Below are 23,007 nucleotides of genomic sequence, written 5' to 3' on the forward strand. Positions count from 1 at the left end.
GTTTCGCTGCAAGCGAGCGGCCGGCCTCAGCCGACGAACGCCTTTTCCACGACGTAATGCCCCGGTTCGTTATTGCTGCCTTCCTTGAACCCAAGGCTGTCGAGCAGTTCGCGCGTGTCGCGCAGCATGTGCGGGCTGCCGCACAGCATCACACGGTCGCGTTCGACCGAGAACGGCTGCACATCGAGGTCTTCGAAGAGCTTTTTCGTGTCGATCAGTTCGGTGATGCGGCCGCGGTTCTGGAACGTTTCGCGCGTGACCGTCGGGTAGTACACGAGCTTTTCGCGGACGACTTCGCCGAGGTACTCGTGGTTGTGCAGGTCCTCGGTGATGTATTCCTTGTACGCGAGCTCGTCGACGAAGCGGCACGTATGCGTGAGCACGACCTTTTCGTAGCGCTCGTACACTTCCGGGTCCTTGATGATCGACATGAACGGCGCGAGGCCTGTGCCTGTGGACAGCAGCCACAGCGTCTTGCCAGGCAGCAGGTTATCGGCCATCAGCGTGCCGGTCGGCTTCTTGCCGATCAGCACCTGGTCGCCCACCTTCAGATGCTGCAGACGCGACGTCAGCGGACCGTCCTGCACCTTGATGCTGAGGAACTCGAGATGTTCTTCGTAGTTGGCGCTCGCCATGCTGTAGGCACGGATCAGCGGTTTGCCCGCGACTTCGAGGCCCACCATCGTGAACTGGCCGTTTTCGAAGCGCAGTGCGGGATCGCGCGTGCAGGTGAAGCTGAACAGCGTGTCGGTCCAGTGGTGGACGCTCAGAACGGTTTGGTGAGTCAGGTTGCTCATGGCTTTGGGTGCAAAAAAGAAGGCGGCCAGATGGACTGGACGTCGGGCACGGCAAGGGCGATGCATGCGCGCATGCGGAAATGGCAACGATGCGCAGTCCGCCATTCTACCGCGCCTGCTGCCGGTGGGTCGCGGGGCGGTGACTGGGCGGGGCGTGTGGCGGGGTGCCGCGGAACCTTGCGATGATACCGAAAGCGGTCGTGCGGCGCAGCATTGACCCTGCTGGCGGGACGGCAAAGGCCTTGAATCTAATGGGGAAACGCCTGGAAAGCGGCGATTTCCACGCTCGATGAGCGGCGCCCTTGTGCGGATGGGGCTCGGAGCCCGGTCGCCGAGCCGACCGTCGCGGCGCCTGGCAGCGCAGAACCTGCCTAGCTATCCGCCGCCAGTTTCGCTCCAAGGCCAACCAGCACCGCGCCGCACACGCCGTCGATAGGCCGGCGCAGCCGCCGGTAGCCGCGCTGCGTGCGCTCGGTGGCGAACATCAGGGCGACGCTGCCGTACCAGCTCACCGACATCGTCGCGATCATCGCGAGTACGACGCCGTAGAACCAGACCGGCGGGTGCGGAGGGAACATGGTCGCGAAGACACTGGTCCAGAACGCGCAGGATTTCGGGTTCGTGAGACAGGTGAACAGACCCGAGCGCCAGGCGCGGAAATACGCCTGCGGTGTCGCTTCAGGCGGCGGCGCGGTAACCGGCGCGGAGGCGTCGTCGCGCTGCATGCTCGCGCGCAGCAGCTTGATGCCGAAGTAGATCAGATACAGCGCACCCGCAATGCGGATGCCGTTGTACAGCCAGTCGATTTTCTGCAGCACCGTGGCGAGACCCAGCATCGCGAGCGCGACCCAGATCGCCGAGGCCGTACCGACGCCGAGCGCGGACACCGCGCCGAGTCCGCGTCGCCCGGCGAGCGACAGCTGCGTGATCATGAAGAAATTCGGGCCGGGGCTTATCGTCGCGACGAGGTAGACGGCGGCGATCTGCAGCAGGATCTGAACATAGGGCTGGTGCATGTCGGTGGGCGGTGTTGCGCGGACGGCAGCCGCTCGGAGAAGGAAAGGCGATCTTACCCGGGTGAGGCGCGGCCGTCATTCTGCAACCCCTACCCCCCAGCCGCCACCGTCTTCCGCCCACGCTGTTTCAGCACCCGCGCCTGCAGCACGATCACGAGCAGCAGGAACACGCCGCGTATCACCGACTGCCAGTACGCGGACAGGCTGACAAAGCCCAGCCCGTTCTCGAAGTTCAGCAGGTTGAACACGAGGCCGAGTAGCGCCACGCCCGCAATCGTCATCGCGATCGATCCTTCGCCGCCCGTCAGCAGCGTGCCGCCGAGCACCACCGCCGAGATCGCGAACAGCTCCCAGCCCACACCCTCGTTAGGCTGCCCGGCGCCAAACTGCGCGGCGAGGATCACGCCGGCGAGACCCGCGAGCAAACCGCTCACCGCATAGGCCGTGACCAGCGTGCGATCGACGTTAAGCCCCATCAACCGCGCCGCTTCCTCGCTGCCGCCGATCGCCAGCGAATGCCGTCCAAAGCGCGTACTGCGCAGCGCGAGCCAGCCCGCGATAGCGGCTGCGAGTGCGACGAGTCCGGGAATCGGCAGGCCGAACAGGTCGCCCTGACCGAAGTTGCCGAAGTTCGTATCGGCGGCGATCGACACCGCGTCGTTCTTGCCCAGCAGCAACGCAACGCCGTGCGCGCCGAGGCTCGTCGCGAGCGTCGTGATGAACGGCAGGATCTTCAGACGCGTGATGATCAGCCCGTTCAGCACGCCGACTGCGGCACCCGCCGCCGCGCCGGCAAGCACGGCGACCCAGCCGCCCCAAGGGCTCGTCAGCGCCGCGACGACGCTGGCAAGCGCCGCGACCGTGCCGACCGACAGATCGATGCCGCCGGTGATGATCACGAACGCCATGCCGATCGAGATCAGCGCGAACATCGAGTTGTAACGCCAGATGGTCGTGAGGTTGTATGCGGACGCGAAGTCGGGATAGCGCACGACGCCGAATATGACGAGCGCGGCGAGCGCGATCAGGATGGGCAGGTTCTTTTTCATCGGGATCAATTCCTGGAGCGTCGTGGTCGGGCGATGTCAGTTAGCGCGAGCGCCGCTGCACATACACCGCCGCGACGATGATCGCGGCCTTCACAACGAGCGCGGCCGCATCGGGGATACCGTGTGCGAGCAGCGTGTAGCGCAGCAACTGGATGATCAGCGCGCCGATCAGCGTCCCGCCGATATACGCCTTCCCACCCGTCAACGCCGTACCGCCCACCGCGACTGCCGCGATCGCATCGAGTTCGATGCCGAGCCCGACCACATTCGCATCGGACGACGAGTTCACCGAAATCGAAATCAGGCCAGCGAGACCCGCGAGACCCGCGCAGATCGTGTACGCGATCAGCTTCGTGCGCGAAGTCGGAATACCGCACAGATACGCCGCTTTCTCGTTGCCGCCGGTGACGAGCAGGTACTGCCCGAACAGCGTCTTGCGCACGATCCACGCGAACAGTGCGACGAGCGCGAACATCAGCAGCACCTGGAACGGCACGCCCGCGACCTTGCCGAGCGCGATCCACTGGAACGCGGGGTTGTCGAACGCCTGCAGGCTGCCGTCGGTGACGACCTGCGCGATGCCGCGTCCGGCGATGAACAGCACTAACGTGGCGACGATCGGTTGCACCGATAATCGCGTGACGAGCAGCCCGTTGAACGTGCCGCATACCGCTGCGGCCAGCACCGGCAACACGAACGCGAGCGCGATGCCGAGCGCGCCGTCGATATGCATGAACAGCATCGGCGCGAGCGCACCGGCGATCGCCATCGATGCCCCACCGACAGATCGATGCCCCCCGTCGCGACCACCAGCGTCATGCCGATACCGACGATCACGATCGTCACGACTTGGGTCAGGTTGACGTTGAAGGTTTGCAGCGACCAGAAGTGCGGCGTGAAGATGAGATTGAAGACGAGCATCGCGAGCAGCACGGCGATCTCGCGCTGGATCGTGAGCCGGTGACGTTTCTTCACCGCCGCTGCCGGCGCAGAAGGTGCAGCAGCGGTTGCAGTAGCAAGCGGAGCTGCGCTGTCGTTGCGCAACGAATCATGAGCCATGCCGGCTGTCCTCCGGGTGCGCGGCGTCTACCGCTTCCGCCAGTGCCGACTGGCCTTCGCTGCCCCACGCAATGGCGTCCATGATTGCGGTTTCGCTCATTGCAGCACCATTCAGTTCGGCGACCGTGCGGCCGTCGCGGATTACGACCGCGCGGTCGGCGACGGCGGTCAGTTCTTCGAGTTCGGATGCGGACAACAACACCGCGAGGCCCGCATCGCGCAGATCGCGCACGATCTTCGCGACGTCCGCTTTGGCGCCGACATCGATGCCGCGCGTCGGTTCGTCGAGCAGCAGCAGCGTCGGTTGCGCGGCCAGCCAGCGCGCGAGCAGCACCTTCTGCTGATTGCCGCCCGAGAGCTCGCGGATCGGTTGATCTGGGCTGCGCAGCTTGATGCCAAGCGACGCGACGAAGCGCTCGACGATCGCCTGCTGCTGTTTCCGGTCGACGATGCCGTGCTTCGCGAGCGTGCGCAGGCACACGAGCGTGAGGTTGTCGCGCACCGACAACTCGGGCACGATGCCGTCGCCCTTGCGGTCTTCGGTCAGATACGCGAGGCCGCGCGCAATCGCATCCTGTGGCGATTTCAATGCGACCGTTTCGCCGCCGATCTCCACCGTGCCGCGTTCGAGCGGATCGGCACCGAACATCAGACGCATCGTCTCCGTACGTCCCGAGCCGAGCAGCCCGGCAAGTCCGACGGCTTCGCCACGATGCACGTCAAGCGAGACATCGTTGACCAGCGGCCGCGCGCCGACCTTGCGCACGCTGATCGCCGCTTCGCCGCGACGCGCGAGATGCACTTCACGTTCGGCGGTATCTCCTTCCACGACGGCGGCGAGCGTACGGCCGAGCATTGTCGTGACGAGCTGGCGCTTGTCCATGTCGGCCATCGTGCTTTGTGCGACGGTCTGTCCATCGCGCATCACCGTGACGCGATCGCAGAGCGCATACAGCTCATCGAGCCGGTGCGAAACGAAAATCACCGCGCGGCCGTCGTCGCGCAGCTTGCGCACGACCGTGAAGAGCAGTTCCACTTCGCGCTCGTCGAGCGACGACGTGGACTCGTCCATGATCACCATCTTCGCGTCCGCCGAAACAGCACGCGCCAGCGCGACCATCTGCTGGATCGCCGTCGAATAGCTACCGGCCGGCTTCTTCACATCGACCTGCAAACCAAACGATTCGAGCAGCTCGGCGGCACGGCGCTGCACCGTGCGCCAGTCGATCAAACCGAAACGACGCGGCTCGCGACCAAGAAAAATGTTTTCCGCCACCGAGCGGAACGGCACCAGGTTGATCTCCTGGTAGATCGTGCTGATGCCCGCTTCGCGCGCGGCCTTCGGGCTGCGGAAATCGATCTCGCGACCTTCGAAGCGCACGCTCCCGCCGGTGCGCCGATACGCGCCCGTCAGGATCTTGATCATGGTTGATTTCCCGGCGCCGTTCTGACCGATCAGCGCGTGCACTTCGCCGGCTGCGACGCTCAGGTTCGCGCCGCGCAATGCGGGCACGCCGCCGAAGCTGATCTGGATGTCCTGCATATCCAGCAGCGGCGAACGAAGCGGGTCTGGAGAGGGTGGCGCCTGGCTGGCGGATGCCGTCACGGGGTCCTCCGGATGCGATGCTGTATTTCGCGCGGCGGGCACACTGGCCGCGCCGCAAGATGATGGTACGCCGGACAAAGCGAAGCGGCGGCCCGCGCGATGCTCTACGCCTGTTGCGGGCGCGCCGCTTCCAACCTTCCCGTCAGCGGAGCGCTCGACGCTCTCCGCTCACGCACTGCCCGTGAACCGCGGAGCGGGTCGCGTTGCACGCCGGCCCCGCGCTACCTCGTTACGTTTCGATCAATAGCCGTACTGCATGCTCTGCTGCACGTTGCTCTTGTCGTAGAAGCGATCCGAGACCTTCACCCACGTCGGAATCTTTTCGCCCTTCGCATAGCGCTGCGCGACATCGCAAGCCAGAGGACCGAAGAACGGGCTCGACTGCACGCTCGCGCCGAGTTCGCCGGCGGCGATTGCGTCCATGCCGCCCTTCGTTCCGTCGATCGTCACGATCTGGATGTCCTTGCCCGGCTGCTTGCCGGCTGCCTTGATCGCGGCAATCGCACCAAGCGCCATTTCGTCGTTGTGCGCGTATACCGCGGTCACGTCAGGATGCGCCTGCAACAACGTCTCCATGACCTGGCGGCCTTTATCACGCGCGAAATCGCCGCTTTGCGACGCGATGATCTGCATGCCCGGATTCTTCGCGATGACTTCGTCGAAGCCCTTCTTGCGATCGTTGGCTGCGGAAGCGCCGGTGGTGCCTTCGAGTTCGATGATCTTCGCCTTGCCGCCGGTCGCCTTGACGAGCCAGTCGGCGGCGCGGTGGCCTTGATCGATGAAGTCCGAACCGATGAACGTGATGTAGTCGCGACCCGCTTTGGCCACCGACTGATCGACATCGCGATCCACGAGGATCACCGGAATGCCGGCCTTCTTCGCCTGCAACACGACCGGTGCGAGCGGCTTTTCTTCGCGCGGCGGGAACACGAGCAGATCGACGTGCTGCGCGATCATGCTTTGAATATCGGACACCTGCTTCGAGTTCGAGCTGTTGGCGTCGGTCATCACCAGTTGCCAGCCGCATTTTGCGGCGACGTCCTTGAAGCTCTTCGTTTCGGCGAGCCGCCACGGATTGTTGCTTTCGGTCTGCGCGAAGCCGACTTTCAGCGGGGTTTTGTTCGGCAGCTTGGGGAGCGCGTCGTCGGCATGTGCCGCGGCCGCCCGAGACCGAGTGTCAATGCGAGTGTCAGTACCTGAAACGATCCGGCCAGCGGGCGAACCCGTAGACGGCTCAATTGCCGATTGTGCGACGACATGTCTTCCTCCAGTGCCTGGTGGGTTGCTTGTGCTTTTGTGATGTTGCGGTCCGGCGCATCCCCACGCGAAGATTCCCGGACCCGCCGATTATTCCACCCGAAATTATTATTGGTCAATCACTAATAATATTAATCACGGGCTGTTCTACCTCGGTAATTACCCTCACCGAGCTGCGTTCGACCAACGGCCCATCGAGTTTGACCATGCGGTGCCGCACCGGGGCACCGGCGGCACGGTTGTGCTCTTCCTGCAGCAGGGTTTCGACGGCCCAGCGGCCCAGCTCGTAGTTGGGCAGCACGACGGTGGATAGTGCCGGATGTGTGTGACGCGCAATCTCCTGGTCGTCGTAACCGAGCACCGAAACGTCCTCCGGCACGCGGTGGCCGAGCTGCTTGAGCGCCTCGATTGCGCCGAGCGCCATCAGGTCGTTTGCACAGAAGATCGCGGACGGCGGATTCGGCTCTCGCATCAACGACAACGTTTGCTCGAAGCCGGTGCCGGAGCTCCAGTCGCCGTCGCGCACCAGCTCGGGCGTGTACGGCAGGTCGGCGGTGGCGAGCGCCGTGCGGTAGCCCTTCAGCCGGTCTTTCGACGCGTCCTGCCACGGCTCGCCGTTGATGTAGCCGATCCGCCGATGGCCGGCGCGCAGCAGGTATTCGGTCGCGATGTGGCCGCCCGCCACCTCGGCCGGCACCACCGACGACTGGCCTCCCTCGCTCGTGTAGCAGTTCAGCAGCACGGTCGGCACGCGCGACAGCGCAGCCGGCAGGCTGACCTTGCGCGTGTACACGGTTGCGTAGACCACGCCGAACACGTTGGGGCTTGAGAGCACGGTGTCGAGCACCTGCTGTTCGATGTCGGCGTTGCCGTGGGTGGAGTAGACCGCGAGCATCTTGCCGTTCGCGTAGGCCGCGTCGCGCGCGCCGTCGATGTTGACGACCGGGTGCGGGCTCGTCGAGATCTCGTCGGCCAGGTAGACGATCAGGTTGCGTTCGTCCTTGGATGGCGCGACCGGTGCGCGCGTCGCGAGCCGGTAGCCGAGATCGTGGGCCGCCTTCAGCACCTTGTTGCGGGTGGCTTCGGAGAACTTGGCTCCCGTCGCGTTGTTCAGCACCAGTGAGACTGAAGATTGGGACACGCCAGTGAGCTTGGCGATGTCAGTCATCGTAGGACGGCGTTGAGTCGATTTCTTCATAAGGCTGTCCGCGCGGGCGCGGCGGCAAGAGCAGGAAATGCCGGGAAACCGGCTGGATTGACGGTAACACTAATAATATGCGCCCGGCAACGCGCCAAAACCCGTCTAAATGGCTCTACAGGGCGCCGCCGTGTACTGGAAACATATGACAATTTATTACTAATAATATTGACCAATCCCGCTGTGTCGTGCGATTCTCAGTCGCGCCGGGTCGTTTCTGACCCTCAACCGCCGTTTCTATCCGACCATGCGCGACGCATCTTCGAGTACCGCCGTATCTGTTCCCCGCGCCGCGCCGTCCCGCGCGCCGCACGCCGACGCCGCCTTGATCGAACTGGCGAGCGGCGACACACGGTTGACGGTGGCACCACATATCGGTGGCTCGATTGCGTCGTACTACGATGTCTCGACTGCCGGCCCGTTACATTGGTTCCGGCCAGCGACGCAATCTGCGCTTAACGCCGGTGATCCGCTGCAAATGGGCAGCTTCCCACTGTTTCCGTACTGTAACCGCATTCGCGACGCGCGTTTCGAATTCGAGGGACGCACGGTCGACCTCGCCGGCGACGGCAATCGCTTTCCGCACGCGCTGCATGGTCACGCCTGGCGTCGCGCGTGGCGGGTCGGTACACGCACACCGAGCGCGCTCGAACTGCATTTCGAACACGTGCCGGACGTGCGGCGTCGCGGCGACTGGCCGTTTCGCTACGACGCGCAGCAGCGTATCGAGTTGATCGGCGGCGCGCTGCATCTGACGTTGAGCGCGCACAACCGCTCCGATCGGCCGATGCCATTCGGTATGGGGCATCACCCGTATTACCCGCGCACACCGAACACGCAGGTGCATGCGCAGGTGCAGGCGATGTGGCACGCGGACCGCGACGTGTTGCCGACGCATCTGGGCCCGCACCCGGCCGTCGATGCATTGCGCCACGGCATGTCCGCCGATGCGTTCGATCTCGACAATAATTTTGCGGGCTGGGCACACGAGGCGATCGTGACGTGGACCGACGAGCGCCGGCGCCTCACGCTCACGGCCGAAGCGCCATTCGATCATCTGGTGGTGTTCGCGCCGGCGAACGAAGATTTGCTGTGCGTCGAGCCGGTGACGAACACGACCGACTCGTTCAACGCAGGTGAGACACCCGAGCACGCAGGCGGCCAGGTGCTGATGCCAGGCGAAGCGATTACCGCACGCATCGTGTGGACGCCGCAGCGTTTCTGATGAGCCGGATTCAACCGACCTGCAGGCGCGCCATATACGGAAGATGATCCGACAGCCACGCCGTTTCCTGGGCCGGCGGAATCCATTCGATCGGTTTCATGTCGCGCACGAACATCTTGTCGAGCGCGAGCGCCGGCGAAAACGCCGGGAATGTTCGCCCCGCTTCGCCCAGCAGCGTGGCAACTTCATGCAACCCGTGCTCGCCGAACAGCGGCACCGAGTCGTTGCGCCAGTCGTTGAAATCGCCGGCCAGTACGAGCGGCCCGCTCGGCGCTTCCTTCGAGATCCAGTGTGCGATCCAGTTCATCTGCCGCAGCCGCGCCGCGCGCGTGAGCGCAAGATGCGCGCACAGCAGCGTCACCGAGTGACCCGCGAACGTTGCACGCGCAACCAGCAGGCCGCGCCGCTCGAAGCGATGCGCGGAAATGTCCCAACGTCCGCCGAGGTCGAGCGGATGCGGCGACAGGATCGCATTGCCGTGACGCCATGACGGCTTGAACACATTTGGCCCGAGCGCGATTTCGAGTTCGAGCGCGCGGGCGATTTCGGTGGCCTGGCAGTGCCAGACATCATCGGCTGGATCGGTAAGCGGCGCGCCGAACGTGCTCGACAGCACCGGCGCCGGCATGCGCCGAGCCATCGCTTCCTGCAGGAAATACGCATCGGCGTGAGTCGACTGCACCCAGCGTTGCATCGCCTGCCATGCCTGGAAGCCGAGCGGCGAGCGACCCTTGTGCAGGTTCCAGCTCACCGCAATGAAGTCTTTCGGCTGCGCGATGTCGCGAATCAGATCCTCGGGGTTTCGCATGCCGCGTTGTCCACGTCTTTTGTCGATGTCATGAGTGGTTCGCGAGACTCGCGCGTACCCGGTAGGCGAGCGTCGGACTCTTGTCGACGATCGTCCATGTAGTCCATTCACCAGTCTTGACCTGCAGGCCGGGATGACTGGCGTTCACGACGCGCGGTTGCGGCGGCAACTTGCAACCTTCGCTGGTTTGCTGCGCGCTGTCGTCTTCGAGGGTTTCCTGTGCGTCGATGGCGAGCGTCACCGTGTTCGCGTCGGCCTGGGTCGGCGACACAGTGAGCGTGCGCGACAGATCGATGCTGCCGCCCGGTTGATCCTTGCAGCCGACGTTGTGTTGCACGACATGATGATGCGTGTCCGTGCGCGCCTGGCCGACGGTCGTCGTACCGTCGAATGCGTCGATCTGCTGGCCGTCGCGCACCACCTGCAACTGCCATTGCACGACCGGCTGCGCAGACTCCTGCGCATGAGCGAGCAACGCAGTGCCGAACAGCACGGCGACGATACTGGTTTTCCACATGAGAACGATCTCCGGCGCCTGAATTCCGGCGATGGAACAGGCGCTCATCTTACGCCTTATGGCAATAACGGTTCTCTGACAGCCAATCGAGTGGCGGGTTCTGCAAGAGTGCATTTCAGTTGCTGACGGGAATTCGTATCGACCAAAGAGAGCATGCGCTGTGCCTGTTAGCAGCAAACCCATGCGGCTGCTCGCTTGCGTGCAGATTGTGCATCGCTACACTGACTCGTAACGGTGCGCAAAAATGCCGCACCGGCGGGTCCAGCACGACGGGGTGAACGATGACGACCGCCATGATCAAGCAGGAAATCGCCGTGGCGTCGTTCAGCAAGGTCTACGATCTCGACCGGATCGAGACCGCGCTGAATGAGCTTGGCGATGGTGCGAACGACGCGTTGCGCACGACGTACGAGAAGATGCTGAAGATCGGTAACCTGCGCTTCTGCGTCAAGCCGAACCGAATGCCATCGATCGACGATCTGATCGGCGCGCTGCCGAACTTCGAAGAGCCGCTCGACGATGTGCGCCGCCAGGTCGCGCTGTGCATCGAAACCGAGGACCGGCTCGAGCTGATGCCGATCCTGCTGCTCGGCGATCCTGGCATCGGCAAGACGCATTTTGCGAAGCATCTCGCGCGACTGCTGGGCACTGCCTATCACTACATCGCGATGAGTTCGCTGACGGCGGGCTGGATACTCTCGGGTGCATCGTCGCAATGGAAGAACGCGAAACCGGGCAAGGTGTTCGACGCGCTTGTGCACGGCAGCTACGCGAATCCGGTCATCGTGGTCGACGAAATCGACAAGGCCACCGGCGATTCCCAATACGATCCGCTGGGCGCGCTGTACGCGTTGCTCGAACACGATACCGCGCAGACCTTCATCGATGAATTCGCCGAAGTGCCGATCAACGCGGGCCACGTGATCTGGATCGCGACGGCAAACGATGAACGCGCGATTCCCGAGCCAATCCTGAACCGCATGAACGTGTACGAGATTCCGCCGCCCGATCGCGACGGCGCGCGCCGCATCGCGCAGGCGATCTACGACGAGATTCGCACCGCACACGGTTGGGGCGTGCGTTTTCCGACGCAACTCGACGACCGGACACTCGACGCGCTGACCCAGGCGTCACCGCGCGAAATGCGCCGGGCGATCCTCAACGGATTCGGCGCGGCGCGGATTGCCGGTCACGAGCAGATCGAACCCGACGACATTCGTCTCGACTACGGCTCGCGCCGCAAGCCGATCGGATTCTGAACGCTTCTGCGTCTCTTTTGTTCCGCGTCGTACAATTTCGACAAATGCGGATGAGGTTCGCGGCGACACACAGCGCGTTGTAGGGCGTTTGTGTCGCTCGCGGCCACACCCAGTTCCCATCCAGCAGCCAGGCAGCAACTGAGCGAGACGAAGCGCGGCGCGTAGCGCCGCTGCGAGACCCATGGATCAGATCGAATGTGTAGTGATCGGCGCGGGCGTAGTCGGCCTCGCCGTGGCGCGCGCGCTGGCGGCGCGCGGACGCGAAGTGATCGTCGTCGAAGCGGCGGAAGCGATCGGCGTCGGCACCAGTTCGCGTAACAGCGAAGTGATCCATGCGGGGCTGTACTATCCGCGCGGTTCGCTAAAAGCGTCGCTGTGTGTGCATGGTCGCGAACTGCTCTACGAATATTGCGCGGCACGCGGCGTACCGCATCAGCGGTGCGGCAAGTTGCTCGTTGCAACTTCGCCTAACCAGATTCCACAGCTCGAAAGCATTGCGGCGCGCGGCAAGGAAAACGGCGTGCTCGATCTGCTGCGGATCAGTGGCGCGGAAGCGCAGGCGCTCGAACCTGCGCTGCACTGTGTCGCGGCGGTGTTTTCGCCGCAAACGGGGATCGTCGACAGCCATCAGTTGATGCTTGCGCTGCAGGGCGATGCGGAACGCGACGGCGCGGTGTGCGCGTTTCATGCGCCGGTCGAATCAATCGAAGCAAGCAACGGGCGGTTCATCGTCAAAGTGGGCGGCGCGGCACCGACCACAATCAGCGCCGCCTGCGTCGTGAACAGCGCAGGGTTGTACGCGAACGCACTGGCGCGCAGCATCCGCGGGCTCGATGCGCGACATGTGCCGCCGCTATTTCTCGCGCGCGGCAACTACTTCAGCGTGTCGGGTCACGCGCCGTTTAGCCGCCTCATCTATCCGATGCCGAACGACGCGGGACTCGGCGTGCATCTGACCATCGATCTCGGCGGCCAGGCGCGCTTCGGTCCCGACGTCGAATGGGTCGACGCGATCGGTTACGACGTCGACCCGCATCGAGCGGACTCGTTCTATGCCGCGATCCGCGCGTACTGGCCCGCACTGCCCGATGCGGCGCTTCAACCGGCCTATGCCGGCATCCGGCCGAAACTCTCCGGCCCGGGCGAACCCGCCGCTGACTTTCTGATCCAGGGACCGGCCGCGCACGGTGTGCGTGGGCTCGTGAATCTGTTCGGAATCGAGTCGCCGGGATTGACGGCATCGCTAGCAATCGCGCAACGCGTCTGCGAACTTACCGGCTACGCATAACCGCGTGCCTGCGCTCGCGTGTCGCAGTAGCGATTCGTTTATCTCTGTCATTTGAGCGAGCACGCACGGGCGCTTCGTTGCTATGCTTGGGGAGCGTCGTCGTCAGAACGGCGTCAGTTCAATAAGAATGGAGTGAGTCCCCATGAAGTCATCCCGTCGTACGTTTTTGATTACGAGCATCGGCGTTGCGTCGACGCTCGCGTTGTCCCGCCAGGCGTTCGCAGCCGATGCCGCAAAAGTGACCGAAGCCGATCCGACCGCGCAGGCGCTCGGCTACAAGGAAGACGCCACCAAGGTCGACAAGGCGAAGTATGCGAAGTACGCCGCCGGCCAGGATTGCGGCAACTGCAGCTTCTACCAGGGCAAGGCCGCCGATCCCTGGGGTGCCTGTCCGATGTTCGGTGGCAAGCAGGTATCCAGCAAGGGTTGGTGCAGCGCCTATAACAAGAAGGCCTGATTCCAGCAGGGCAGCGCTGGCTGCGCGTGGCGTGAATGCGGAACCGCGACAGGTTCACCCACGCGCAGGCATTAACGGCGGCCGCCGGTCGAACCACGGGCGCGCCGCTTCCAGTTGTGCCGCGAGTTGCAGTAACGTCGCTTCGCCGCCCTCGCGCGCTGCGAACTGCACGCCGACTGGCAACCCGCGCGCATTCCAGTACAGCGGTACAGACATGGCCGGATGCCCGGTCATATTGAACAGCTCCGTGCAGCCGGCCCACGCGAACGCCTTGTTCGATGCTTCCGTGAGCATCTTGCGCATCAACGGTTCGAGCGGGATCGCGGTGACCGCGCGCATCTGCAGGCGCTCCCACGATGTCGGCTTCATCTCGCCGATCCTGATCGGCGCGGACGCGAGCGTCGCGCACAGGATCACGTCATAGCGCGACAGCAGGTCGGTGACCCGGGTGGTGATGCGACGTTGTGTTTCAAGTGCGCCGGCCAGTGTGCGCGCGCCGAACTTGCGACCGATGTGCGCCATTGCCCACGTGGCGATTTCGAAGTCCGATTTCACCGGTTTGTGACCGGAGACACTTTCGGCATTCAGTACGGCATCTTCTGCGATCACCGACCACACTGCGAGGAATGCATCGCGTGCGGCGATGAAATCGACGCCGGACGACACAGGTTCGATATGGTGTCCCAGCGATGCAGCCAGTTGCGCCGCGTCGTCGAGCGAGGCGCGCACGTCGCCGGACAGCGTGGGCGCAAACATCGCTTCGCTCAGATAGCCGATATGCAGCGGCTTGACCGGTTCCTTCAGCGCGCCGACGAACGTGCCGGGCGCACCCGTCGGCAGGTGCGCGTTGCCCGATGTGAGATCGAGCAGCAGTGCGCTGTCGCGCACGCTGCGCGAGATTGCATGATCGATGCCCATATCGCCGGGCAGCGGATCGCCTGCTCCAGGCGTGCGACCGCGCGACGGCTTCAGTCCGAACAACCCGCAGCACGATGCCGGGATGCGGATCGAACCGCCGCCATCTGCCGCATGCGCGAGCGGCACGATGCCCGCGGCCACTGCCGCCGCCGCTCCACCGCTCGATCCACCGGGCGTGTGATCGAGGCTCCACGGGTTGCGGCACGGTCCGAATAGTTCGGGTTCCGTGTACGGCATCTGGCCGAGTTCGGGTGTATTCGTCTTGCCGAAGATGTTCAGTCCGGCCGCTTTCGTGAGCGCGACGATCGGTGCGTCTTCCGTCGGAACGTAGTGGCGGAAGTGGCGGCTACCCATCGACAGACGCAAGCCCGCCATCGCCGCACCGAGATCCTTCATCAGATACGGCACACCGGCGAGCGGCCCCTGCCCGGCGCCATTCGCCTCAAGGCGCGCGGCGCGCTGACGCGCCGCGTCGTAGTCCTTCAGGACGATCGCATTGATCGCCGGATTGACTGCCTCGGCACGCGCGATGGCGATGTCGAGCAACTCGCGCGCGCTGGCTTCGCGCGTGCGGATCAGTTCGGCGAGGCCGGTTGCGTCGTGCGCGAGGTAGTCCGCTTGCACGCGGGCTTTACAACCGTTCGCCGAGGAACGTCAGCGTGCGGCCGTGCGCAAGCGCCGACGCATGCTGGTTGTACGACGCGCGGTCGGTACAGTTGAAGCCGTGGTCCGCGCCGGCATACACATGGAATTCGGCGTCGTCGCGACCGGCGAAACGCTCTTTCACTTCACCGACCGCCGACAACGGAATGCCGTGATCGAGTTCGGCGTAGTGGAACAGGATCGGTACCTTGATCTTCGAAGCTTCGTCGAGCGCGTTCTGGATGCCGCCGCCGTAATACGCGACCGCTGCGTCGACCGTGCCCTGCGCTGCTGCGAGGTAAGCGAGCCGGCCGCCGAAGCAATAGCCGATCGCCGCAATCTTGCCGGTCACTTCAGGCCGCGCGCGCAGCGCCGCAGCGCTTGCGCCGATATCAGCGACCGCGAGACCGACATCGGTCTTCTGCATCAGTTCGATACCTTTATCGCGGTCCGAGCCGGCATAAGTCAGCTCGACGCGCGGTTGCGTGCGCCAGAAGATGTCCGGCGCAAACGCGACATAGCCGTCGGCCGCGTACTGATCGGCCACCGTGCGGATGTGGCTGTTCACGCCGAAGATTTCCTGAATGATGATGACCGCCGGTCCCTTGCCGCTCTGCGGCAGCGCCAGATAACCTTCGAAGCTGTCGGCGCCGGCCGGAATGTCGATCCATCGCGAAGTCGTGCTCACACTGTTCTCCTGGAACAAAAGCGGTTGATGTCGGGGCTGGTCAGTGTGCCATCAAAAGAACGGCCTTGCAGTGCGGGCGCCCGGCCGATCGCGATGCGCCCCGTCGTGCCCGTAAGCGGATTGAAACGATCTCGCTTATTCGTTTTTTGGCACTGTCGACATCCCGGCATCCCGCCATTGAAGTGCACCGCACTCACGCGCTCGTTTTCATCAATTGTTCTTGTGTTTGCAATGGCTATTCAAACTATTAACGGTATTGTCGTCTCTATCTTTAGCTGGACTGTTGGCGGAGCATCCGGCGCACCGGGTACCTGGCGGAAACCCGCATGGGCTGGTGCTTTCCGTGTATCACTGGGGTTTCTACGTGGGCGCTTATCGAATAAGCGCTATTGGTAGTGATCCCAGTTTCCCAAAAAAATCCCCTAAATTAATTTGATCGCCTACACTTGCGCGCAAGTACGGGTAGGCACCTGTCACAAACAGGTCGACACACGTGCTGGCCAAGTGCATGAACGATGCATCCGGCGTGATCGTCCACGGGACAAGCAGGGATGGAGCGGGGGCACAGGGCGATTACGTTGCTTATGGGACCGAAACTGGAGACTTACATGAATATCAAGCTTCAAAAGCTGTTGCCGATCAGCGCTGCGGCCATGCTGTTCGCTACGATGGCAACGACCGCGGTGGCGGACGAGGTCGTCAAGATCGGTCACGTCGCACCGCTGACCGGCGGCATTGCCCACCTGGGCAAGGACAACGAAAACGGTGCACGCCTCGCGGTAGAAGAAATCAACGCGAAGGGGCTCACGATCGGCGGCCAGAAGGTCACGCTGCAACTCGACGCACAAGACGACGCAGCTGACCCGCGCACCGGTACTCAGGTTGCACAGAAGCTCGTCGACGACAAGGTCGTCGCTGTGGTGGGCCACCTGAACTCCGGTACCTCGATTCCGGCTTCGAAGATCTATAGCGATGCAGGCATCGTGCAGATCTCGCCGTCGGCAACGAACCCGGCTTACACGCAACAGGGCTTCAAGACGACGTACCGCGTGGTCGCGACCGATGCGCAGCAAGGTCCGGCACTCGCGAACTACGCAGCAAACCAGTTGAAGGTGAAGAGCGTCGCGATCGTCGACGATTCGACCGCCTACGGCCAGGGTCTCGCAAACGAATTCGAGAAGAAAGCCAAGGCGCTCGGCCTGAACGTGATGTCGCATGACGCGACCAACGACAAGGCCGTCGACTTCCGCGCGATTCTGACGAAGATCAAGGGCGAAAACCCCGACGCGATCATGTACGGCGGTATGGATGCCACCGGCGGTCCGTTCGCTAAACAGGCCAAGCAGCTCGGCCTGCGCTCGAAGGTGCTGGCAGGCGACGGTGTGTGTACCGACAAGCTGTCCGATCTCGCCGGCGACGCTACCGACAACATCGTCTGCTCGGAAGCCGGTATGGCGCTCGAAAAGATGGCGGGCGGCAAGGCGTTCGAAGCGAAGTACGAAAAGCGTTTCGGCCAGCCGATCCAGATCTACGCACCGTTCACGTATGACGCTGTGTACATCATCGTCGATGCAATGAAGCGTGCTAACTCGACCGATCCGGCGAAGATCCTGGCTGCAATGCCTGCGACCGACTACAAGGGCGTGATTGGCGAAACGACGTTCGATTCGAAAGGCGACCTGCAGCACGGCGTGATCTCGCTGTACAACTACAAGAACGGCAAGAAGTCCGTGCTTGACGTCGTGAAGATGTAATTCCCGACGTTGCCGGGCGGCGGGTCGAACCTGTCGCGCGGCATCGAAGCAGCACGAAAAAGGCACCCGGGTTAAACCCCCGGGTGCCTTTTCTTTTGGTGGGCGGCGTGAGACGCTATCGTCAGAACAACAACCTGACTGAGAGGCTGCAATGACACGCCCGATCGACGACGAATGGCGTCGGTGGATTGCCGAGAACCTGTTGCTCGACGTTCCGCCCGATGCACTTCAGGCCGCGCTCGTTTCACACGACTTCGCCGCGGAAGACGCCGCGCGCGAAGTACAGGCCGCGCTGGCGAGTCCCTATCTGCTAGGCAGTACGCGACTGCGCAATCGTTTGCGAAAACGCGAATGGATGCTGTCGGTGTACGGCACGCTGAACCGGCTGCGCGCGAATGGCGGCACGGTGGAGCGCCGCGAGAAATTGACCCACGACGAATTCTTCGAGCAGTACTACTTTCAGAACCGGCCGGTGATCATCACCGGCACGTTCGATACGTGGCCCGCGCGCACGAAGTGGAGCTTCGACTACTTCCGCGAGCGTTGTGGCGATTGCGAGGTCGAGGTGCAGTTCGGCCGCGAAGCCGATGCCAACTACGAGGTCAATCAACCGAAGCTCAAGCGCATGATGCGCTTTCGCGACTACGTCGATCTGATCGAGCGCAGCGGCCGCACCAACGATTTCTACATGACGGCGAACAACAACTCGCACAATCGTGAAGCGTTGGTGGACTTATGGTCGGACGTCGAGCCGATTCGCGCGTATCTCGATGCGGAGTCGCCGGATAAGGGCTTTTTCTGGTTTGGGCCGACCGGTACGAAGACGCCGTTCCATCACGATCTGACCAACAATTTCATGGCGCAGGTGATCGGCCGCAAGCAGGTGAAGCTGGTGCCGCTGTGCGATACGCCGCATATGTATAACCATCTGCATTGCTACTCGCAGGTGGACGGCAGTGCGGTCGACTTCACACGTTTCCCGGCATTGCAGAACGCGCAGCTGATCGAATGTACGCTCGAGCCCGGCGATCTGTTGTTCCTGCCGATCGGCTGGTGGCACTACGTCGAAGGGCTGGACGCGTCGGTGACGATGACGTTCACGAACTTCCTCGAACGTAATGACTTCGGCAGGACGTACGAGACGTATCACGAGCTGTGAGTCGCGTAGCGGGTCTGGCTGGGCGATAGCGACGCTTCAAGAAAACGGCGGACCGTTGTTAGCGGTCCGCCGTGCTTTCTGCAGTGTTGATACGTTGCCGTTACTTCTTGGGTGTCGTGCCGAGCGAACCGAGTCCGCCGAGCAGGCCGCCGGAAGACGAAGTACTCGAGCCGCCGGTCAGTCCGCCGGTGAGCGAATTGAGCAGGCCGGTCACCGGTGCGAGCAGACCGCCCAGGCCGCCCGAGCCACTTGAACCACCCGTTCCACTGGAGCCGCCGGTTGTTCCGCCCGTTGCGCCACCGAGTGCGCCCGTCACGGAACCGAGCAGACCTGTAACGGGGGCGAGCGGGTTCGAACCCGAGCTTCCCGTTCCGCCAGTCGCGCCACCGAGTGCGCCGGTCACGGATCCAAGCAGACCGGTGACAGGTGCCAGCGGATTCGACCCGGTCCCGCCGGTTCCTCCGGTAGCCCCACCGAGACCGCCTAGCACGCCAGTCAAACTTCCGGTGACGTTAGTGAGCAGACCGGTGACAGGCGCGAGCGGACCCGTGCTGCCGCCCAGTGCGCCGGTGAGCGTTCCGGTGACGGTGTTGAGCAGGCCGGTCACTGGCGCGAGCGGTCCACCGCCTGAGCCAGAACCCGATCCGCCGAGTCCACCGCCCAGACCACCCAGCCCGCCGAGCGTGCCGGTAAGCGTACCGGGCAGCGAGGTGAGCAGGCCGGTGAGCGGCGCAAGCGGATTGCCCGAGCTCGCGCTTCCAGAGGTCAGCAAGCCACCTGCCGAGGTGACGGTGTCGCCGACCTTGGTGACGATGTTGCCGAGGTTCTGACCGATCGGGTTGCCGGTTGCCCCGCTGATCGCGCTGCCGGCGGAATCCAGACCATGGCCGATGGTCGAGAGCAGGCCGTTGAGCGGTGCGCCGAGACCGGTCGCATCGCCGATCGTTTGGGTGGTCGCCGAGACGGTCGAAGTGATCGGCGTGATCGCCGAGCTGACGGCCTGCGTGACCTGCTGGATCGGCCCGGTGGAGATCGCGGTGCCAAGCTGCGTACCGAGACCGCTGACGGCATTGCCGATGGTCGACACAACGCCACCGAGCGGAGTCGTGAGCGGGCTCAGCGGTGCGGTAGGTCCAGTACCGAGGCTCGTGACCAGTTGTCCAACGTTGTTGACGGCCTGTCCGGCGTCATAGACGACATTGCCTGAACTGGCGAGGGTGATGCCGAGCGGGTCAGTAGCCTTGCCGAGCTGGCCGAGACCGTTGGCCGTTCCATTACCGAGCGCGGTCACACCGGCGCCGAGGTTGGAGACGACGTTGCCGAGCGCAGCGGTCGTCGCGGGGTTGCCGCCAGGAATCGGCGTGAGTCCGATCTGGCTACCGATCGCGGAAACCGTCTGGCCAGTCGCGGTGACGATGTTGCCGGTCTTCTGGACGACGGTGCCGATGGCGTTGGCGCTAGGTGTCGGGGTAGGTGTCGGAGTCGGTGTGGGCGTCGGCGTAGGAGTCGGCGTAGGAGTCGGCGTCGGCGTAGGAGTCGGTGTCGGGGTGGGCGTCGGCGTCGGAGTAGGCGTCGGCGTCGGCGTCGGAGTAGGCGTCGGCGTCGGCGTCGGGGTAGGCGTCGGAGTGGGCGTCGGAGTGGGCGTAGGCGTAGGCGTCGGCGTGGGTGTCGGAGTAGGCGTAGGCGTTCCTCCGCCTCCACCCCCACCTCCGGTGCCGATGGTTCCGCCACCGGAGCCACTTCCTGCACCACCTGGTTTAGTAACGGTCGATCCGCAGCCTGCCAGCGCGATCAGTGACGATACACACATTGCGATCGTCGTCATTTTGATTTGGCGATTCATGTTGGGCTCCCCTCGTAAAGAATCTAGTGGAAGAGTCAACTGCAAGCGCTATGCCAATCTCTCCAGCAACCGGTACAAACCGCCGAGGCCAATGGAATCAACGGAAAGAGATCGCGACAGTCCGTCGATTCGGCTCGCCGGCCGCAATGTGTCGTGGAACAGGCCGCCGTGTATGCGATGCGTAACGTAACGCGCAACGGTTTCGCGTCCCTGGGGAATGCGGCGCTTGCCTTGTCATGCAGAACTGGAACTGTCGAGCTTCAGCGCCGTAGAGCAATCAGCGACGCTCGCAAAAAAAAGCGGACCGGGTGACCGGTCCGCCTTGCTTCCTGATGTGTTGATACGTTGCCGTTATTTCTTCGGCGTCGTGCCGAGCGATCCGAGTCCACCGAGCAGTCCACCGGATGACGAGGAGCCCGAGCCGCCGGTCAGTCCACCGGTGAGCGAGTTGAGCAACCCGGTAACCGGCGAAAGCAGAGCGCCCAGACCGCCGGAGCTGCTGGACCCACCCGTTCCACTTGAACCTCCCGTGCCGCCTGAGCCGCCGGTCGAACCACCCGTTGCGCCACCGAGTGCGCCGGTCACGGACCCGAGCAGACCGGTGACAGGGGCCAGCGGGTTCGAGCCTGAGCTTCCCGTTCCGCCGGTTGCACCACCGAGTGCGCCGGTCACAGATCCAAGCAACCCGGTGACAGGTGCCAGCGGATTCGAACCGGTTCCGCCGGTGCCGCCCGTTGCTCCACCGAGGCCACCCAGTACACCGGTCAATGTCCCGGTGACGTTGGTGAGCAAGCCGGTCACAGGCGCGAGCGGTCCGGTACTTCCACCGAGCGCACCCGTGAGCGTTCCGGTGACGGTGTTGAGCAGGCCGGTCACAGGCGCGAGCGGTCCACCGCCTGAGCCAGAACCCGATCCGCCGAGTCCACCGCCCAGACCACCCAGACCACCGAGCGCGCCGGTAAGCGTGCCAGGCAGCGAGGTGAGCAGTCCGGTGAGCGGCGCAAGCGGATTGCCCGAACCCGTGCCTCCGGAGGTGAGCAGACCACCTGCCGAGGTAACCGTGTCACCGAGCTTGGTGACGACGTTGCCCAGGTTCTGGCCGATCGGATTGCCCGTGGCTCCACTGATCTGCGCGCCCGCGGCATCGAGACCATGACCGATGGTCGAGAGCAGACCATTGAGCGGCGCGCCGAGACCAGTCGTGTCACCGATGGCCTGAGTGGTCGCCGAGACGGTCGAGGTGATCGGTGTGATCACCGAGCTGACAGTCTGCGTGACCTGCTGGATCGGTCCGGTGGAGATCGCGGTACCGAGCTGCGTACCGATACCGCTGACGGCGTTGCCCACTGCAGAGACGAGCCCACCGAGCGGCGTGGTGAGCGGACTGAGCGGTGCGGTAGGTCCAGTGCCGAGGCTTGTGACTAACTGCCCAACGTTGTTGACGGCCTGGCCGGCGTCGTAGACGACATTGCCTGAGCTGGCGAGGGTGATGCCGAGCGGGTCAGTAGCCTTGCCGAGCTGGCCGAGACCGTTGGCCGTTCCATTGCCGAGCGCAGTGACACCGGCGCCGAGGTTGGAGACGACGTTGCCGAGCGCAGCCGTCGTCGCGGGGTTGCCGCCGGGAATCGGCGTGAGACCGATCTGGCCGCCGATCGCGGAGACAGTCTGGCCAGTCGCGGTGACGATGTTGCCGGTGTTCTGGACGACGTTGCCGATGGCGTTGGCGTTAGGCGTCGGCGTAGGCGTAGGCGTCGGAGTGGGCGTCGGCGTCGGGGTAGGCGTCGGCGTCGGTGTCGGCGTCGGCGTCGGCGTCGGAGTAGGCGTCGGAGTAGGCGTCGGAGTAGGCGTCGGAGTAGGCGTCGGAGTAGGCGTCGGTGTCGGCGTCGGAGTAGGCGTCGGTGTCGGCGTCGGAGTAGGCGTCGGTGTCGGCGTCGGAGTAGGCGTCGGTGTCGGCGTCGGAGTAGGCGTCGGAGTCGGCGTCGGCGTTGGCGTCGGAGTAGGCGTCGGCGTCGGGGTGGGAGTTGGCGTCGGGGTGGGAGTTGGCGTCGGGGTAGGTGTCGGAGTCGGCGTCGGCGTCGGCGTCGGGGTAGGCGTCGGCGTCGGAGTAGGCGTCGGAGTAGGCGTCGGCGTCGGCGTCTTCCCACCACCACCGCCAGTACCCGTCCCGCCACCGCCGGTACCTGTACCACCACCGGTGCCGATGGTTCCGCCACCGGAGCCACTGCCCAGCGGTTTAGTAACGGTCGATCCGCAGCCTGCCAGCGCGATCAGTGACGATACACACATTGCGATCGTCGTCATTTTGAATTGGCGATTCATGTTGGCCTCCCCTCGTAAAGAATCTAGTGGAGGAGTCAACTGCAAGTGCTATGCCAATCTCTCCAGCAACCGGTACAAACCGCCGAGGCCAATGGAATCAACGGAAAGAGATCGTGGCAGTCCGTCGATGGAGCTTGCCAGTCTCAAT

Annotated in this window: 17 protein-coding genes and 2 pseudogenes; 6 read left to right on the forward strand and 13 right to left on the reverse strand. The window is 63.9% G+C overall.

Going from position 1 to position 23,007, the window contains the following annotated elements; translation table 11 throughout:
• Positions 1-26: 26 nt before the first annotated feature.
• The 7 genes and pseudogenes from FNZ07_RS14185 to FNZ07_RS14215 form a co-directional block, all read right to left on the reverse strand.
• On the reverse strand, positions 27-797 hold the full coding sequence (locus tag FNZ07_RS14185; RefSeq protein WP_091019573.1) for a ferredoxin--NADP reductase: 771 nt from the start codon (positions 795-797) through the stop codon (positions 27-29).
• Positions 798-1,168: 371 nt separating this feature from the next.
• The gene (locus FNZ07_RS14190) at positions 1,169-1,813 is read right to left on the reverse strand and encodes a LysE family translocator (RefSeq protein ID WP_091019497.1); all 645 of its coding nucleotides are present in this window, start codon (positions 1,811-1,813) and stop codon (positions 1,169-1,171) included.
• Between the two features lie 89 nt (positions 1,814-1,902).
• Positions 1,903-2,862: an ABC transporter permease gene (locus FNZ07_RS14195; protein ID WP_091019499.1), complete on the reverse strand. Its 960-nt coding sequence runs from the start codon at positions 2,860-2,862 to the stop codon at positions 1,903-1,905.
• A gap of 40 nt (positions 2,863-2,902) precedes the next feature.
• Positions 2,903-3,921 (reverse strand): annotated as a pseudogene (locus FNZ07_RS14200) (ABC transporter permease).
• Positions 3,911-5,464, reverse strand: coding sequence for a sugar ABC transporter ATP-binding protein (locus FNZ07_RS14205; RefSeq protein WP_091019504.1), 1,554 nt, complete (start codon positions 5,462-5,464; stop codon positions 3,911-3,913). The pseudogene FNZ07_RS14200 and the gene FNZ07_RS14205 overlap by 11 nt, the downstream one beginning before the upstream one ends.
• A 303-nt stretch (positions 5,465-5,767) precedes the next feature.
• Positions 5,768-6,786, reverse strand: a pseudogene (locus FNZ07_RS14210) (ABC transporter substrate-binding protein).
• Positions 6,787-6,899: 113 nt separating this feature from the next.
• Positions 6,900-7,952 (reverse strand): LacI family DNA-binding transcriptional regulator, encoded by a 1,053-nt coding sequence (locus FNZ07_RS14215; RefSeq protein WP_091019508.1) that lies wholly within the window; start codon positions 7,950-7,952, stop codon positions 6,900-6,902.
• Positions 7,953-8,229: 277 nt separating this feature from the next.
• Between FNZ07_RS14215 and FNZ07_RS14220 the strand changes: the two genes are divergently transcribed.
• Complete coding sequence (locus tag FNZ07_RS14220; protein WP_091019511.1) at positions 8,230-9,207, forward strand: aldose 1-epimerase; 978 nt, start codon at positions 8,230-8,232, stop codon at positions 9,205-9,207.
• Positions 9,208-9,217: 10 nt separating this feature from the next.
• Here the strand turns inward: FNZ07_RS14220 and FNZ07_RS14225 are convergent, their stop codons facing one another.
• Entirely contained in the window at positions 9,218-10,015 is a 798-nt protein-coding gene (locus FNZ07_RS14225; protein WP_091019514.1) for an endonuclease/exonuclease/phosphatase family protein, read from the reverse strand.
• A gap of 28 nt (positions 10,016-10,043) precedes the next feature.
• Positions 10,044-10,532: a hypothetical protein gene (locus FNZ07_RS14230; RefSeq protein WP_091019576.1), complete on the reverse strand. Its 489-nt coding sequence runs from the start codon at positions 10,530-10,532 to the stop codon at positions 10,044-10,046.
• A gap of 281 nt (positions 10,533-10,813) precedes the next feature.
• Between FNZ07_RS14230 and FNZ07_RS14235 the strand changes: the two genes are divergently transcribed.
• The 3 genes from FNZ07_RS14235 (at position 10,814) to FNZ07_RS14245 (ending at position 13,536) form a co-directional block, all read left to right on the forward strand.
• Positions 10,814-11,791: an AAA family ATPase gene (locus FNZ07_RS14235; protein WP_091019517.1), complete on the forward strand. Its 978-nt coding sequence runs from the start codon at positions 10,814-10,816 to the stop codon at positions 11,789-11,791.
• Between the two features lie 181 nt (positions 11,792-11,972).
• Positions 11,973-13,079, forward strand: a complete 1,107-nt coding sequence (locus tag FNZ07_RS14240) for an NAD(P)/FAD-dependent oxidoreductase (protein WP_091019518.1) — start codon at positions 11,973-11,975, stop codon at positions 13,077-13,079.
• Between the two features lie 142 nt (positions 13,080-13,221).
• Positions 13,222-13,536 carry a high-potential iron-sulfur protein gene (locus FNZ07_RS14245; RefSeq protein ID WP_091019523.1) on the forward strand — a complete coding sequence of 105 codons (315 nt, stop codon included), beginning with the start codon at positions 13,222-13,224 and terminating at the stop codon, positions 13,534-13,536.
• A 54-nt stretch (positions 13,537-13,590) separates the two neighbouring features.
• Here FNZ07_RS14245 and FNZ07_RS14250 read toward each other — a convergent pair whose 3' ends face one another.
• Positions 13,591-15,078, reverse strand: coding sequence for an amidase (locus FNZ07_RS14250; protein ID WP_091019525.1), 1,488 nt, complete (start codon positions 15,076-15,078; stop codon positions 13,591-13,593).
• Positions 15,079-15,085: 7 nt separating this feature from the next.
• Positions 15,086-15,784 carry a dienelactone hydrolase family protein gene (locus FNZ07_RS14255; RefSeq protein ID WP_091019528.1) on the reverse strand — a complete coding sequence of 233 codons (699 nt, stop codon included), beginning with the start codon at positions 15,782-15,784 and terminating at the stop codon, positions 15,086-15,088.
• A 608-nt stretch (positions 15,785-16,392) separates the two neighbouring features.
• Here FNZ07_RS14255 and FNZ07_RS14260 point away from each other — a divergent pair.
• Positions 16,393-17,538, forward strand: coding sequence for a branched-chain amino acid ABC transporter substrate-binding protein (locus FNZ07_RS14260; protein WP_091019530.1), 1,146 nt, complete (start codon positions 16,393-16,395; stop codon positions 17,536-17,538).
• A gap of 151 nt (positions 17,539-17,689) precedes the next feature.
• The gene (locus tag FNZ07_RS14265) at positions 17,690-18,697 is read left to right on the forward strand and encodes a cupin-like domain-containing protein (protein WP_091019533.1); all 1,008 of its coding nucleotides are present in this window, start codon (positions 17,690-17,692) and stop codon (positions 18,695-18,697) included.
• Between the two features lie 100 nt (positions 18,698-18,797).
• Here the strand turns inward: FNZ07_RS14265 and FNZ07_RS14270 are convergent, their stop codons facing one another.
• Positions 18,798-20,540, reverse strand: coding sequence for a collagen-like triple helix repeat-containing protein (locus FNZ07_RS14270; protein WP_091019535.1), 1,743 nt, complete (start codon positions 20,538-20,540; stop codon positions 18,798-18,800).
• Between the two features lie 351 nt (positions 20,541-20,891).
• Complete coding sequence (locus FNZ07_RS14275) at positions 20,892-22,859, reverse strand: collagen-like triple helix repeat-containing protein (RefSeq protein ID WP_144269473.1); 1,968 nt, start codon at positions 22,857-22,859, stop codon at positions 20,892-20,894.
• Positions 22,860-23,007: the final 148 nt, after the last annotated feature.

The organism is Paraburkholderia megapolitana (assembly GCF_007556815.1).
Lineage (GTDB): Bacteria > Pseudomonadota > Gammaproteobacteria > Burkholderiales > Burkholderiaceae > Paraburkholderia > Paraburkholderia megapolitana.